At 65.7% G+C, this 15,014-nt stretch carries 15 protein-coding genes; 7 read left to right on the top strand and 8 right to left on the bottom strand.

The window, feature by feature from the left end; genetic code table 11:
- Positions 1-17: 17 nt before the first annotated feature.
- Together ACVINW_RS25455 and ACVINW_RS25450 are read right to left on the bottom strand one after the other, a co-directional pair.
- Positions 18-977: a LysR family transcriptional regulator gene (locus ACVINW_RS25455; RefSeq protein WP_456753847.1), complete on the bottom strand. Its 960-nt coding sequence runs from the start codon at positions 975-977 to the stop codon at positions 18-20.
- Positions 978-1,004: 27 nt separating this feature from the next.
- Positions 1,005-1,241 carry a hypothetical protein gene (locus ACVINW_RS25450; protein WP_456753846.1) on the bottom strand — a complete coding sequence of 79 codons (237 nt, stop codon included), beginning with the start codon at positions 1,239-1,241 and terminating at the stop codon, positions 1,005-1,007.
- A 33-nt stretch (positions 1,242-1,274) separates the two neighbouring features.
- On the opposite strand from ACVINW_RS25450, the gene ACVINW_RS25445 reads away from it, so the two are divergent.
- The gene (locus tag ACVINW_RS25445; protein WP_456753845.1) at positions 1,275-2,357 is read left to right on the top strand and encodes a glyoxalase superfamily protein; all 1,083 of its coding nucleotides are present in this window, start codon (positions 1,275-1,277) and stop codon (positions 2,355-2,357) included.
- 12 nt (positions 2,358-2,369) lie between these two features.
- Here the strand turns inward: ACVINW_RS25445 and ACVINW_RS25440 are convergent, their stop codons facing one another.
- The 5 genes from ACVINW_RS25440 to fliL form a co-directional block, all read right to left on the bottom strand.
- Positions 2,370-6,161 (bottom strand): tetratricopeptide repeat protein, encoded by a 3,792-nt coding sequence (locus tag ACVINW_RS25440; RefSeq protein ID WP_456753844.1) that lies wholly within the window; start codon positions 6,159-6,161, stop codon positions 2,370-2,372.
- A 269-nt stretch (positions 6,162-6,430) separates the two neighbouring features.
- The gene (locus ACVINW_RS25435) at positions 6,431-7,231 is read right to left on the bottom strand and encodes a MotE family protein (protein WP_456753843.1); all 801 of its coding nucleotides are present in this window, start codon (positions 7,229-7,231) and stop codon (positions 6,431-6,433) included.
- Complete coding sequence (locus ACVINW_RS25430; protein WP_456753842.1) at positions 7,228-7,698, bottom strand: DUF6468 domain-containing protein; 471 nt, start codon at positions 7,696-7,698, stop codon at positions 7,228-7,230. Before ACVINW_RS25430 ends, ACVINW_RS25435 begins: the two co-directional genes overlap by 4 nt.
- Positions 7,695-8,897 (bottom strand): flagellar motor switch protein FliM, encoded by a 1,203-nt coding sequence (gene fliM / locus ACVINW_RS25425; protein WP_456753841.1) that lies wholly within the window; start codon positions 8,895-8,897, stop codon positions 7,695-7,697. The genes ACVINW_RS25430 and fliM overlap by 4 nt, the downstream gene beginning before the upstream one ends.
- A gap of 18 nt (positions 8,898-8,915) precedes the next feature.
- On the bottom strand, positions 8,916-9,401 hold the full coding sequence (gene fliL, locus ACVINW_RS25420; RefSeq protein WP_456753840.1) for a flagellar basal body-associated protein FliL: 486 nt from the start codon (positions 9,399-9,401) through the stop codon (positions 8,916-8,918).
- A 381-nt stretch (positions 9,402-9,782) separates the two neighbouring features.
- On the opposite strand from fliL, the gene flgF reads away from it, so the two are divergent.
- The 6 genes from flgF to ACVINW_RS25390 all read left to right on the top strand — a co-directional run bounded on the left by flgF (position 9,783) and on the right by ACVINW_RS25390 (position 14,469).
- Positions 9,783-10,547 carry a flagellar basal-body rod protein FlgF gene (gene flgF / locus ACVINW_RS25415; RefSeq protein ID WP_456753839.1) on the top strand — a complete coding sequence of 255 codons (765 nt, stop codon included), beginning with the start codon at positions 9,783-9,785 and terminating at the stop codon, positions 10,545-10,547.
- Positions 10,548-10,563: 16 nt separating this feature from the next.
- The gene (gene flgG, locus ACVINW_RS25410; protein WP_456753838.1) at positions 10,564-11,352 is read left to right on the top strand and encodes a flagellar basal-body rod protein FlgG; all 789 of its coding nucleotides are present in this window, start codon (positions 10,564-10,566) and stop codon (positions 11,350-11,352) included.
- 2 nt (positions 11,353-11,354) lie between these two features.
- Complete coding sequence (flgA, locus tag ACVINW_RS25405; RefSeq protein ID WP_456753837.1) at positions 11,355-12,410, top strand: flagellar basal body P-ring formation chaperone FlgA; 1,056 nt, start codon at positions 11,355-11,357, stop codon at positions 12,408-12,410.
- A 5-nt stretch (positions 12,411-12,415) separates the two neighbouring features.
- Entirely contained in the window at positions 12,416-13,168 is a 753-nt protein-coding gene (gene flgH, locus ACVINW_RS25400; protein ID WP_456753836.1) for a flagellar basal body L-ring protein FlgH, read from the top strand.
- A 347-nt stretch (positions 13,169-13,515) separates the two neighbouring features.
- Positions 13,516-13,950, top strand: coding sequence for a hypothetical protein (locus ACVINW_RS25395; RefSeq protein ID WP_456753835.1), 435 nt, complete (start codon positions 13,516-13,518; stop codon positions 13,948-13,950).
- A 225-nt stretch (positions 13,951-14,175) separates the two neighbouring features.
- A complete protein-coding gene (locus ACVINW_RS25390) occupies positions 14,176-14,469 on the top strand; it encodes a hypothetical protein (protein ID WP_028337177.1) in 294 nt (97 codons plus the stop codon).
- A gap of 95 nt (positions 14,470-14,564) precedes the next feature.
- On the opposite strand, the gene ACVINW_RS25385 is transcribed toward ACVINW_RS25390, so the two are convergent.
- Positions 14,565-15,011 carry a DUF1801 domain-containing protein gene (locus ACVINW_RS25385; RefSeq protein ID WP_456753834.1) on the bottom strand — a complete coding sequence of 149 codons (447 nt, stop codon included), beginning with the start codon at positions 15,009-15,011 and terminating at the stop codon, positions 14,565-14,567.
- Positions 15,012-15,014: the final 3 nt, after the last annotated feature.

The raw sequence follows: 15,014 nt of genomic DNA, 5'->3' as shown, positions 1-15,014 counted from the left end.
TTTCGTGCGAATGCACGCTATTCGGCAGACACTCTTCCGCGGCGCGAACGACTGGCCCGGCTGGCCTCGCGGGACAGCCGCTCGAAATAGCGCTTCAGCCGCGGCGTTGCGAAATCGACAAAGGCGCGCACCTTCGGCACGTCGAAGCGACCCTGCGGCGCCAAGAGATGCACCGGCAGCGGCGGAGGCTCGTCGCCAGCAAGCAGGATCTGCAGCCGCCCGTCACGGATTTCCTCGGCGAGGTGGTACGAGAACAGCCGCGTGATGCCATGCCCTTCGCTGGCCGAAGCGACCGCGGCCCGCACCGTGTTGACAACTAGCCGCGGCGCGAACTGCACCGCGCGCGCGACCTTCGACTTCGCGGCCGGAGGAAAGCTCCAGGATTCGAGCCCGAAATGCGTCATCGCGATGATCTGGTGTTTCGCGAGATCACCAGGCTCGCCGATCACCGGGTGCTGCGCGAGATAGCCGGGCGAGGCCGCGACCACGCGGCGAACCTCCCCAACCTTGATCGCGATGAAACTGGAATCGGCGAGATGGGCGATGCGCAGCGCAACGTCGATGCCCTCGTCGATCAGGTTGACGGTGCGATCGAGCATCACAAGCCGCACCGCCACGGCGGGATAGTCCGTCATGAACGCATCGAGCACCGGCCGTAGCACGTCCTCGCCGACGACGACCGGCGCCGTGATGGTCAGCGTGCCGCGCGGCGCAGCCCGCTCGCCGCCGGCCGAGATGTCGGCCTCCTCGAGCTCGCTGAGAATACGGCGGCACGCCACGGCATAGCGCTGTCCGGCATCGCTCAGCTTCAGCGACCGCGTGGTGCGATGGAGCAGCTCGGCGCCGACATGATGCTCGAGGAAGGCGATCGCCCGGCTGACCGCCGCCGGCGAGCGCCGCAGCTTCCGTCCCGCACCGGCAAGGCTGCCCTCGTCGACCGCCGCGACGAAGACCCTCATGGCGTCGATGCGGTCCATCGCCCCTCCCCTGCTTCGCGGCAGCCGCTAACCTTTCACGTCATACTGCTTGCTGAGGTGGTCGCCGATCTGCACCAGCATCGCCACGCATTCGGGATAGCCGGGCCTTGCCACCGTGGCCTCGCTGGCGCTGGCGCGGAATTCCCAGCTGTCGCCGTCGCGCAGCACGGAGATGTCGATGCCATCGGGACAATCGGCGTGGACCTTCAGCTCATCCCGCGCCATCGCGATCAGTTCGGCTTCGGTCTTGATCGGCTTGCTCATGTGACGACGTCCTCCCGGCTGGCGACATCAGCCATGGTTGCCGATTTGGCGGCGGAATGTCGAGAGGACGAGCGCGATCACGGCCTCTTGCAATTGACAAATCGCACCGCTCCGGCGAACATTCCACCGGGTCGATACTACCCGCCGCTTGCACCCCGCCCGGGAACGGTGAATGTATCAAGCCAGTTTCAGGCTTCCTTTGCCCGCACGAACGGGTCAGCAACGCAAGCCCCTGACGCTTTTCCGTTCGTCGATGCAAAGGTTGACCCCATGCGCGACTTCCGTGATGCCAAGGCCATGGCGCAGACGCTGCGCGAAGCGCTGGCCGCCAAATCGATCCCCCTCACCCACAGTGACAGCCTGGAGCTGATCGCCAGATTGTTCGGTCAACGCGACTGGAACACGCTGGCAGCGCGGATCCAGGCCGCCGGGCCGCCAAGCATGTCGGCCCAGGCTGCAGACCCCGCTGGAGAATCGCCTCCGATCGCGGCCAGACAGGAGATCGCCGTCGATCCAGCAACATTCGACAGCTATTCCGGATTCTACCAGCTCAACGACCGCGCCGTATTCACGGTGACGCCCGATGGACATCATCTGGTGATGCAACTCACCGGACAGCGCTCGGTGCGGTTCTTTGCGGCGAGCGCAACCGAATTCTTCGCCAAGATTGTCGATGCGCAGGTCAGCTTCGTTGTCGGACCGGACGGACGCGCCAGTTCGCTGGTTCTGCATCAGAACGGCAACGACATTGCCATGGCGCGTATCGACGCCGCGACGGCAACGAAGATCGCCGATCAGACGGCGGAGCGCGTCAAGAACCAGTCGGCTAGTCCGGGAACCGAGGCTGCGCTTCATCGCCTGATCGATGGAATCGCATCGGGGAATCCCGATTACACCGAGATGAGCCCGGCGCTGGCGGCGGCCACCCGCAAGCAGATGCAGTGGCTTCAGCCCCTCGCGGACCTCGGCAATATCCGGTCGATCCGCTTTCTCGGTGTCGGCGAGCAAGGCGAAGATGTCTACAGCGTGAAGCACGCCAACGGCGCCGCACACTGGCGTATCGCGCTCGACGCGAAGGGGATCATCTCAACCGCGTGGGTGACGCCCGGACCGTAAGCTGCCACGCCGTCACTGCGCCGCGCTGGCGCGGCGCTCGCTTTTGATCGCCGGCCGCGCGCTCACCGGCGCGGCCTGCGGCTTGTCGGGCACCGATCCGGTCGTGACCGGATCGGGCAGCGGCGCGCGGGCGGTGGCGTCGGGGAAGCGGGTCTTCATCTCGCGGATGAAGCCGTCGAGCGTGTCGACGCTGGCGGCCATCCGCGCGATCTGGGCGAATTCGGCGCTCGAGGTCGCGACCGGCTTGCTGGCCGCATCGAACGCCAGCCTGTCGGCATCGCCGGACATCAGCGGCGCGTATTTCTCGCGGAACCGGGACAGCCCGATGGCATCCTCGGCGAGCGCGTAGCCCACCACGGCGCGGATGACGTCGGCCTTCTCGCTCGCATTGAGCGGGGTGAAGTCGCGCCAGCGGTCGCCGTAATAGAGCTCGATCTGCTCGGAGGCCTCGCGCCAATGCCGCGACGCCCAGTAGATGTCCGACCGCAGCCGGATCGCCTCGCGGCCGGTGATGTTGGAGATGATGTCGAGCGCGAGGTCATGGCGGCCGACGTCGCTCTGCGCGCGCGCCTCGAGCAGCAGCCGCTGCTGGCGCAACTCGCCGGAGAGGTCCGCGATCCGGGTCGATCGCAGCGCGCCGATGGCGCGGTCGGGCTTGCGGTTCATCAGATAGACCATCGCAAGCCGCGCGGCGACCTGGGCGCGCGCCGCACCTTCGAGCCGCTTGTCGACCTGGTATTGCAGCAGGTCGGCGGCCTGGTCGAGCAGATCGACGCCGACGAGACGGTCGGCGAGCCGGCGGATCATCTCGTCGCCGCGGCGGCCGATCGGCGTCAGCTCGCGATATTCGTAGAAGGTGCCGAGCGCATCGATCGGCGCCATCTCGTCGCCCTTCGGACCGAGATAGAGCTGCACGAACAGCGCCGAGGCGGCATCCTGCGCCTGGCGCGATTCCGGCGCGTTCGGTTGCAGCCGGGTCGCCGCACGCGTCACCGCGAAGGCGTCGGCATAGCGCGCGCTCTCCACATAGATCTTCGACAGCTCATAGAGCGTCTTCAGCTCGATATTGTCGCCGCGCCACATCATCGACAGCAGCTCGAGCTCTTTCAGCACATCGTCGCGGCCGATCTCGCCGCGCTTCTGCTTGAGCAGCGTCTCGAGCAGCTTGCCCTCGGCGGCGGCCTGGCGGTCGGCCGAATTGGCGGCGAAGCGGTAGGCGTCGAGCGCATCTTTCTCCTGGCCGAGCGCCTCGGCGAGCCGGCCGCGCAGCACGGCCGCCGCAGGCTTGAGCGCATCGGGGACGCCGACCACATCGAGATCGCTCTTGCGACGCGCGGCGCCGGCATAGTCCTTGACCTCGAGCGAGGCCTTCATCGAGTCCATGGTGACGATGCGCTGCAGGTCCGGCGGCAACGTCGCGACCGCGAATTCGGCATTCTTGAATTTCTCGCGCGCCTCGGGCCATTTGCCCTCGCGGGCGAAGGCGAGCCCTTTCCACAATTGGGAATCATAACCGTTGCCGATCACGGGATTGGCGAGATCCTTGATCCCGCGCTCCGGGTGCCCGATCAGGATGCTGGCGACCGCGTGCACCATCACCACGGACGCCGTCTCGCTGCCGCGCTTGCTCTCGGACAGGATCAGATTGGCGACGCCGTGGGCTTCCTGGTACATGCCCCGCGCCATGTAGAATTCGGCAAGATCGAGCCGCGCCTGCGGCAGCTGCTCGGCATTGGCGGTCGACATCGCGCCGATCAGGCCGTCGAGCTGCTTGAGGAAATTCTCCGACTGGTTCCTGCGCCACTCGTCCGGATCGAACAGCGGCTTCACCGCCGCGGTGGCGCGCTCGGCGGCGACGTCGGCCGACGACAGCGTCAGGCCGCCGGGCCGGCCCAGCATCACCTTGTCGGCGCCGACCTCGGCCTTGACGTCATCCGCATTCGGATGAACCACGACGCCGTGGATCGATTCCAAGAGCGACAGCTCGACGAAGTCCTGCCGCTTGATGATGCCGCGGGTCGGCGGCGGCGCGGTCACGACCCAGAGCGTATCGCCGGCATCGGGATCGACCAGTTTGTGCAGCAGGCCGGGATTGGCGAGCGGCACGCTGACATTGGCGAGCGAGGGCTCCGAGATGTTGCGCATCACCGTGAGCGGCAGCGGCGGCTTCTGCACCCGGTCGGCAAAGGTCAGCGTCCAGCTCACACCGCGCGAGCGGTCGTCGCTTTCCAGCGACGGCATCTGCGGCCGGTTGAGGCGGAAGCGCACCGCCTGCCCCTTGTCCAGCGCAATCCGGCTGACATCGGAGATCAGCGCGCCGCCCTTGGCGCGGATCGGATCGACATCGATCGCATCAGCCGTGTCGAACACCATCCACACCGTGTCGGCGCGGCGGAACAACGCCGCCGGCGTTGCACCCGGGAATGAGAAGGTCACCCGCAGCCCGTCGCTGTCGCGCTGGGCGTCGACCGCAGGAGCGGCGCTGGCGCGAGCTGCGGCAGGCGACGGCACAGCATCAGGCTTCGGCGCGTCCATCACCGGCGCGGCTGCGACAGTGGGCGCCGGCTTCGGCGCTTCGCTCGCGGTCGGCTTGGTCTGCTGCTCCGCAGCGCCGGCGCTGCCCTCGCGCGATGCGGCCGGCGCGGCCGCAGTCTCGACGTCGGCCGCCGGGGCCGCTGCGATCTTCGGCAGCTCGGCATTGGGCAGCTCGGATCGCGGCGCGTCGGTTTTGGCAGGCGCCGCGACGGGTTGCTCGGGTGTGGCCTGCTCTGATTTGACCGGCTCGGATTGCGCCGGCTCGGATTTCACCGGCTCCGCTTTGGCTTGCTCGGGCTTGATCTCGATCCTGGCTTGCTGCGCAATGCTTTCCGATGTGACCGGCGCGATCGCAGCAGTGCCCTTCTTGCCGCGCGGCGTGGGCAGCAGCGAGCTCAGCGGAGGCTTGGCCGCCTGCTGTTGCTCGTTCTGCTGGAAGGCGACATCGACGATGTAGTTCTTCTCGTCGCGGAACGAATGCACGTCGACATCGCCGATCAGCGTGACATCGACCGCCGAGGTGTCGGTATCGGCGCGCGCGCTGATCGAAGCGACGTTCGGCGGCGCGGCGACCTTGGCGTCGGCAAGATCGAAGGTCAGGACGGAGTTGAAGGACAGCGTCAGCTTCTGCTCGTTCAGCACCGAGGAGACGCTGACCCCGTCGGGAACCTCGAACACGAAACGCACGAAGGTCGGCTGCACCAGCGCGCGGACCCGGATCGGGGGTTTCTTCTTGGCGGCGTCGGCCGCGCGCTGGATGCGCAGCAACCGCTCCGCAGCACGGGCGCGCTCCGCAAGTTCCCGGATCACCTCCTGCGGCAGCGACGGCGGCGGGCCGGTCCAGCTGTCGGGCAGGAAGTCGACGAAGATGCGTTCGCCGGCGGTCATGGTGTTGACGGTGACGCGGCGCGCCAGCGACAGACGGATCGCCGAACCATCCGGATCGCGGCGGGCAGCGCCGACGTAATCGGGCACCGCATCGGACACTTGCTCGACGGGGATATCGACCGGCCGCTTGAAGCGGATCACGATGATCGAGCCGGCGGTCGTGACCTCCGATTCGACATCCTCCTTCAGCTTCAGCACCAGCCTTGCATAGCCGTTCGCGGCAGAGAATGTCGCCTCACCCGGCACCGGGTCTTCGGCCCGCGCCGCGGTCGAATATGTCAGGGTGGTGAGAGCAAGGCCGGTGGCGAGCAGGCATAGCCGTGCGGTCCGCGCCCAGGCGCGGCCTAGCGACCATGTTCCAGCGGCAGCCGTTCGCGCCATCTCGAAACGTCTTCTCGGACTCAAGCCATATCAGCGCAAAGCGCCCTCGCCCACGCGTCCCGATCTTGGATCGGGCGGCGTTAAGGAGCTGTTAACGACAACGGATTGCGAATACGGAGGGTACGTAATGTTTTGCAGGTCCGTCATTCCGGCGCGCGCCCCTTGGTGCGAGCTCGGAATCCATTGGCCCGCAGGCTTTCTGGATGAATGGATTCCGGGTTCTCGCTCTGCGAGCCCCGGAATGACGATCGTGAAGGGCCAACGCCCCCTCAATTGGTCTTCGGCGCGAGCATCTTGCCTTCGATCTTGGGGAGATCGTCTGTCGAGGCCGACTTGTCGCCGCCGGCGCGGCGGGCGAGTTCGACGGTGAGGCGTTCGGCCGCCTCGGGCTGCATCAGGCCGAGGATGTCGGACATCTTGCGCGGCTGGATCTGCGAGGCGATCTGGTAGAGCACGCCCATCTCGAGCCGGTCGAACACCTTGGCGGCGTCCTTCGGCTTCATGTTCTCGTACATGGTGACGATGCCCTTGAAGCGCGCCGCCTCGGCTTCCGCCTTGGCCGCCGCATCGGCATTGGCCTTGGCATCGTTGGCCTTGGCTTCCTCGACCTTGGCCTCGATGCGCTTCTCGGCCGTCTTCAACAGGCCTTCGCGGATATCGACCTCGCGCGCGCGCTGCTCGAGCTCCTGACGGCGCGCCTGCAGCCGTTCCAGGATCGCGCGCTCGGACGCCGAGACCTGCGGCGGCGCGTCCAGATTGACCGGCACACCGTCGGGCTTGGCCAGCTCCGCCGCCGGGGCGACGGGCTTCGGTGCCTCGTCCTTCTTGGCATCCTTGTGCTCGACCGATCCCGTGATGTCGCCAGGATCGGCCTTCGACCTGCTGTCAACCACCGCCTTGCTGGCGCCGGGGAAGTTGAAGTTCTGCTGCGCCCAGGAGGGGCCGGCTGGCGCGTCCTCGGCAAAGACGTAACCGCCATCGAGCACGAGGCCCGCAACCTTCAGCACCATCAGGCCGAAGATCGCCACCAGCACCACGGGCATCACTCTGATGTCACGAAGCAACTTCATGCAGCGAGGCCGCCGGCCCTCCTGCGCTCGGTGAAGGCTTCAGCCGCCGCGGCCACTGCGCGCGCGGCCGAAACCCTGGGCGCCGGCGCGGCCGGTGCAGCGGCGGCCGCTGCCGGCGCGCGCGCGGCGGGCTCGGCCGGCCGCGCGGCGAGCGCGATCTTGGAGAGCCGGCGCACCACGCCATCGCCTTCCGCGAGTTGGTTCTTCAGCTGCGCCGACATCTGCGTCGCTGCGTCGAGCTGGTTGCCGAGGTTCTCGTTGACGTCGCGCACCGCGTGCTTCAGGCCGCCGATCGCCCGCTCGGCGATCTCGGTCGCGGTGATCAGTTCGGCGATCGTCGCCTTCAGCGAATGCTCGTCCGCCTTCAGCCGCTGCAGCCGCTTGTTGAGCAGCCAGCAATAGCCGATGGTGAGCATCAGCAGCACGGCTACCAGACTCTCGATTGCCAGTCCAAGCACATGACTCATGGTGCCTCCATCATCTTGGTCCGCTCGTCCGCCTTCTCGAACATCGCGAAGGTGGTTTGGGGTTTACGCAAATTCTTGGTGACGCGGATCGCGACCCGGTCGCCGACGCGGCCCATGCGGCCTTCCGTTAGCGTGACGTTGCCGCAACGGACCGAGACCAGCGCGTCGGAGCGGATGTCCAGCGGCAGCGTATCGCCGACCTTGAGCTTCATCAGTTCCTTCAGCGGGATGTCGGCCTCGTACAGCACCGCGTCGACCGAAATCTCGGCCTGCGCCACCTCGGTGGCGAAATGGCCTTCCCAGATCGGATCGCGGCCGAATTTTTCACCCATGAACATCTGCAACAGCACGTTGCGGATCGGTTCGATGGTGGCGTAGGGCAGCAGCAATTCGACGTTGCCGCCGCGGTCTTCCATGTCAATGCGCAGCCGCACCAGGATCGCGGCATTGGCCGGGCGAGAGATCGCGGCAAACCGCGGATTGGTCTCGAGCCGGTCGATGGTGAAGGTCACCGGCGACAGCGGCCGGAACGCCTGCTCGGCATCCGACAGCACCACCTCGACCAGCCGCTTCACCAGATTGGTCTCGATCGTGGTGTAGGGCCGGCCCTCGATCTTGAGCTGGGTCTGGCCGCGGCGGCCACCGAGCAGCACGTCGATCATCGAATAGATCAGGTTGGAATCGACCATGGCGAGGCCGAAATTCTCCCACTCCTCCGCCTTGAACACGGAAAGCACCGCCGGCAGCGGGATCGAGTTCATGTAGTCGCCGAACCGCACCGAGGTGATGCGATCGAGCGAGACCTCGACGTTGTCGGAGGTGAAGTTGCGCAACGACGTCGTCATCAACCGCACCAGGCGGTCGAACACGATCTCGAGCATCGGCAGACGCTCGTAGGACACCATCGCGGAATCGATGATGGCGCGGATGCCGGAATGATCGTCGAGGCTGACATCGCCGACCGTGAAGCCGAGGAGATTGTCGATCTCCTCCTGCGACAGCACCCGCTCGCCATTGGTATTCTTGCCGCCGAAATCGCGGCTGCCGTCCTCGACCATGGCGGCCCATTGCAGCGCCATGTTCTCGGTGAGCTCGTTCTTGGCGGCCTCCGCCGCGGCCGCCGCGGGATCCTCGGAATCGAGCGAGGCTTCCCATTGGGCCGCAATGGCGTCCTGGTCCATCTGGTCGTTGCCGGCCATGGCTTTACATCCACCCCGTCACTGGATCACGACTTCCTTGAACAGCACCGCGTTGACCTGGTTGGGCGCCAGCGCGAGGTTGACGCGCTTGGTCAGCTCCTCCTTGAGGCGGAACAAGCCGGCCGAGCCGTTGAGATCGCTCGGGCGCAGCTCGCGCATATAGGTCTGGAACAGGTCGGTGACGCGCGGCAGCGCCGGCTTGATCGCCTCGACCTGCTTCTCTTCCTTGATCTCGAGCACCAGCTTCAGCTTGAGATATTGCACGCGCTCGCCGGGCGCGCCGACCAGATTGACCAGCATGTCGGGCACGTCGACGAAGCTTGGCGGCTTCGGCGGCGGCGCTTCGGCGTGCTGCTCCTCGCCGTGGCCGCGCATGAAGAAGAACCAGCCGCCGGCGCCCGCGCCGAGCACGAGGAGGCCTGCGACGGCAATGATCAGCTTGAGCTTGCCCTTCTTCGGAGCGGCCGCGCCCTCGCCGCTGTCCGTCTTTTCCTCGTCCGCCATCGTCCGCCCGCTTCATCCCAGAGGATGCGAACGCGATTTGCCCCAGCTTTGGCTTGAAGACGCGATACAAAGGCCGCCGGCGCGCACGCGCCCCACTGCCGGCAACGCTACGGTAATAATGGTTAACGGAAGCTTAGGATTTACCATCCACTAGGAAAAAACTGCCGGGCAAACATGGTCAACAAGACCTTTCTGCCGCCCTGCGCCGGCTCCGGACAAACACCTAAGCCATTCAAACATCTGACTATTCCAAGTTGGCACGGCTTTCGCTGAGAGGCTGGCGTGGCCCGAGGGTTTGGGAGAACCCAATGGTTACCGACGGTCCGGCGTGAAGGTTTGGGAGAACCTGCATCCGGATCACCTCACAGGGGAGAACCACCGATGCAGAATACGCTTCTGGTCGGACTATCGAAGCAGATGGTGCTGGAACGGCAGATGGATGTCGTGTCCAACAACATCGCGAACATGAACACCAACGGCTACAAGGCCGATCAGTCGCTGTTTGCGGAATACCTGTCCTCGAACGCGCATGAGGACAATTTCGCGGGCACCGACCGCCGCGTCTCCTTCGTGCAGGACCGCGCCACCTTCCACGACTTCTCGCAGGGCCCGACCGAAGAGACCAAGAACCCGCTCGACGTCGCGATCGACGGCAACGCCTTCCTGGTGGTGCAGACGCCGGGCGGTGAGCGCTACACCCGCGAAGGCAATCTGCAGATCAACAATCGCGGCCAGCTGGTCACCGCGTCCGGCTATCAGGTGCTCGGCACCTCCGGCCCGATCACCTTCCAGCAGACCGATCACGACGTCAACATCGCCCCCGACGGCAACATCAGCGTGCTCGAGGGCACGTCCCGCCTCGATTCGATCCGCGGCAAGCTGCGCCTGGTCTCGTTCGCGCAGGCCCAGCGCCTGCTCAAGGAAGGCTCCAATCTCTACGCGCCGGGCGAAGGCGCGCAGCCGCAGCCGGACACCAAGTCCCAGATCCGCCAGGGCTTCATCGAGAAGTCGAACGTCAATTCCGTCGTCGAGATGAGCCGCATGATCGAGATCACGCGGACCTACACCCAAATCGCCTCGCTGTTGCAGCAGCAGAGCGACCTGCACAAATCGGCGATCGAGAAGCTCGCCGACGTGCCGAACTGATCCGGGGGACTGACCGATGCGCGCACTTTATACGGCTGCGACCGGAATGGCGGCACAGGAACTCTCGGTTCAGGTGATCTCCAACAACATCGCGAACCTGCGCACCACCGGCTACAAGAAGCAGCGCGCCGCGTTCCAGGACCTGATCTACGATCACGTGCGCCGGGTCGGCGCGCAGGCCTCCGACCAGAACACCATCATGCCGATGGGCATCGACCTCGGCGGCGGCGTCAAGACCGTCGGCACGCCACGCATGATGACCCAGGGCACGCTGTCGCCGACCGGCAACGATCTCGACATCGCGATCCGCGGCGAAGGCTTCTTCAAGATCCTGATGCCGGACGGCACCTTCACCTACACCCGCGACGGCTCGTTCCAGATGGACAACCAGGGCCGCATCGTCAACGCGCAGGGCAATCTGCTGCAGCCGACGATCACGATCCCGCAGAACGCCTCCGGCCTCACCATCAATGCGCAGGGCCAGGTTTCGGTGACGCTGCCGGGCCAGACCGCATCGACCACGATCGGCACGATCGGCCTGACCCGCTTCATCAACAAGGCCGGGCTGATGCCGATCGGCGACAATTTGTTCCAGGAAACGCCGGCCTCCGGCCAGCCGCAGGACGGCACCGCCAACACCGACGGCTATGGCGACCTGCAGCAGAGCAACCTCGAACAGGCCAATGTCGAGGTGGTTTCGGAAATCTCCGACCTGATCGCAGCGCAGCGCGCCTACGAGATGAACTCGAAGGTGGTCTCGGCCGCCGACCAGATGATGCAGTCGACCTCCAACCTGTTCCGCTGAGGATGATCGCGATGATCGCCCGCTCCCTCCTGATCGCAGCCGCGCTCCTCGCGGTCACCGTGGCACCATCAGCCGCGCAAAGCCGCAGCGAGACCATCGCGGTGCCGACGCTGCGCGCCAGCATCACGGTCGCGGACGACATCGTGCGGGTCGGCGACCTCATCGACAATGCCGGCAGCGCCGGCAGCATCGCGGTCTACCGCGCGCCCGACCTCGGCACCACGGGCACGCTGCCGGTCGCGCAGGTGCTCAACGTGCTGCGCACCCACCAGGTGATCGGCGTCGACACCCGCGAGCTGAAGGAGATCACCGTCACGCGGCTCGCGCGCACCATCGACAACAAGGAGATCGAGCAGCAGGTGTCGCGCGCGCTGGAGGGCCGCCACGGCCTCGGCAGGGCCGGCGACATCGCGTTGACCTTCGATCGCGACCCCGGCGACCTCAGGCTCGAGGCCACCAATACCGGCACCATGCAGCCGGTTGCCGTGCGCTACGACGCGCGCTCGACGCGCTTCGACGTGACCTTCGAGATCGGCAACGACGCCGGCACGGCGCCCTACAAGATGCGCCTTACCGGCACCGCGATCGAGACCATCGAGGCCGCCGTGCTGACCCGCAATGTCGAGCGCGGCGACGTGCTGAAGGCCTCCGACGTGATGGTCGAGCGCCGTCCGAAGGCCGACATCGGCAACGACGCGGCGGCGCGTGACGGCACCATCGGCATGCAGATGCGCCGCCAGCTCCGCGCCGGCCAGGCGTTGCGCACAGCCGACATGGCGAAACCCGATCTCGTCACCCGCGACCAGAACGTCACGCTGATCTATCGCGCCGCCGGCATCTATCTCACGATCCGCGGCAAGGCGATGGATGGCGGCGCCGAGGGCGACGTCGTCAGCGTGATGAATTTGCAGTCCAAGCGTGCCGTCTCCGGCGTCGTCACCGGCCGCGGCGAGGTCTCGATCTCGGTCGCGACCCCGCGCGCCGCGCCTGACGCCGACGCCACCTCGTCCACTTCCGCTCCCGTCAAGCTGAGTTCAGTCGCACCAAACGCCGAGTAAAGTTCATGTCCCAGTACCGTATCAACCGCCTCGTCCTGACCGGTGCGCTCTTCGCACTCGGAACGATCGCCAGCGGTTGCTCGTCGATCGACCGCCTGTCCCAGATCGGTGAAAAGCCGAAGCTGACGGAAATCGAGAACCCGACCACGCAGCCCGGCTACAAGCCGGTGCAGATGCCGATGCCGAAGCCCGAGGTCGCCTCCTACAGCCCGAACTCGCTGTGGCGCAGCGGCTCGCGCGCCTTCTTCAAGGACCAGCGCGCCGCGCGCGTCGGCGACATCCTGACCATCACGGTGAACATCACCGACAAGGCCGCGATCGCCAACGAAACCCAGCGCAGCCGCACCAACACGGAAGACTCCGGGGTCACCAATTTCCTGGGCTCGCAGACCATCACGCAGGCGAACAAGATCCTGCCGGGCCGCATCCTGACCGCCGACTCGACCGCCTCCAGCGACGGCAAGGGCTCGGTGAACCGCCAGGAAGCGTTGCAGACCAACGTCGCCGCCGTCGTCACCCAGTTGCTGCCGAACGGCAATCTGGTGGTCGAGGGCAAGCAGGAGATTCGCGTCAACTATGAAATCCGCGAGCTGATCGTGGCCGGCATCGTGCGTCCGGAGGACATCCAGAGCGACAACACCATCGACTCCTCGAAGATCGCCCAGGCCCGCATCGCCTATGGCGGCCGCGGCCAGATCACCGACGTCCAGCAGCCGCGCTACGGTCAACAGGTCCTCGACGTGCTGCTGCCGTTCTAATGGCATGATCTCGACCCGAAGGGCCGCGTTAGCGCAAAGTGGAAACCGGTTTTCGGAAGCGGATCATGCCTAGTTAAGACTTTCCGAGCTCCCACATCTCGTCGCGAACCTAGGCGCGGCGCGGTGTACCGACACGGCCCTCGTCAGCTCCCCTGGCGGGGGCCGTGGCTTGTTGTGACCGGTGCCGTGCACGCGAACGATCGCCACTCACCAGTCCGATACCTCTGCGCGCAAGTCGCGCGATCGCCTTCTCGGTTCGTTAACCCTTGCAACAACCCGCAGTAGAAGTCTCATCGCTTGCAACGTAGCTAGGGGACAACGCAGGGTTTTCTATTTGTATGACAGTCATGCAAAGAGACGGACAATATGCGGCGTGGTTCCGGACGCCGAACGGCGAAGGCACCGGAATAGTCCGGCTGGCGAACGGCAAGATCAGCGGCGGCGACGCCATGTTCACCTATGGCGGCAGCTATCAGCTCGATGAGGACCGCTTCACGGCGGTGCTGACGACGCACCGATATGCCGACGGCCCGTTCACCACCGTGTTCGGATGCGATGAGGTCGAGGCGCGGCTGACCGGCATCTTCAACGGCAACCGGGCGGTGTGCTCCGGCACGGCCAAAGAGGCCCCCGGCGTGCTGTTCGAAGCCACCTTGTTTCTGCAACAGCACGAGCCGGAGCCCGCTCCCGGGCCGAGGACCACGACGACGCGCGCGGATGTGGCGCGGTTGCCCAAGCTCACCGACCGCCGCACGCCGATCGTGACCCGGCGTTTCGGCTGATGTAGCCGCAATCCCGATGGCATCTCCGTCCGGTCGGGCGTACGATCCGCGCTAGAGCATGATCCGGAAAAGTGGAAACCGGTTTTCCCTCGCGACAAACGCCAACGGCGTTTGCGCGGAGATCATGCTCAAACAAAGAGATGAGATCATGATGCGATTCCGTGGAAACGCATCATGATCCAGCGCGAAGCGCAGCACGATCGATGCAGCCGGAAGGAGGAACGCATGTATGCCGCCATCCGTCACGCCAAGGCGAAGACCGGGAGCGCCGAAGAACTCGCGCGCCGGATCAAGGAAGGCGCAATTCCGATCATCAGCGACGTCGAAGGCTTCATGGCCTATTACGTCGTCTATGCCGGCGACGATACCGTCACCGCGATCAGCGTCTTCAACAACCATGCCGGCGCCGAGGAAGCCAACCGCCGCGCACTGGCCTGGATCGACGACAATCTCGGCCCGTTGCTGGTCGGGCAAGCCACCGCGGTTGCGGGTCCGGTGATTGTGCATACCAAGGCATGATAGGCCTACGTGCATGCGATGACCTTATAGCCGCGATGACCTCGTAGCCCGCATGAGCGAAGCGACATGCGGGAACTGACGCATACCGGCGCGGCTCACGCTTTTTTCTTGGCGGCCGCACGGATTCCGGCGGCCGGCTTCTTCGCCGATGTCTTCGCCGGCTTCTTCGCAGATTTGCTGGACTTGGCCTGGTTGAGCGCGATCGCGGCGCGAATGAGCGCTTTCAGCGCGGGGGCGTTGATTGTGTCGCCCTCGAACAGATCGATCGCGCGCCGCACATTGCCCTCGAAGCCGGCGTTGAACAGCTTGTCCGGATCCGGTAGTTGCGCGCCATACATGAAGGTCAGCTTCACCTTGCCCTTGTGGGCGTTGCCGACCGCGATGATGCCGTCGCGCGACCACACCGGGCTGCCCATCCACTTCCATTCTTCGATGATTTCAGGATCGGCGGCGAGGATGCTCTTGCGCAGGCCGGCGAGCGTCTTGCCGCGCCAGTCGGTGAGATCCTCGATCATCCGGTCGATCCGTTCCGATGCCGTCATGTC

The organism is Bradyrhizobium sp. USDA 4461, from assembly GCF_054055655.1.
Note: the sequence above shows the minus strand (reverse complement) of the source record. Positions and strands in the feature narration are given on the sequence as shown.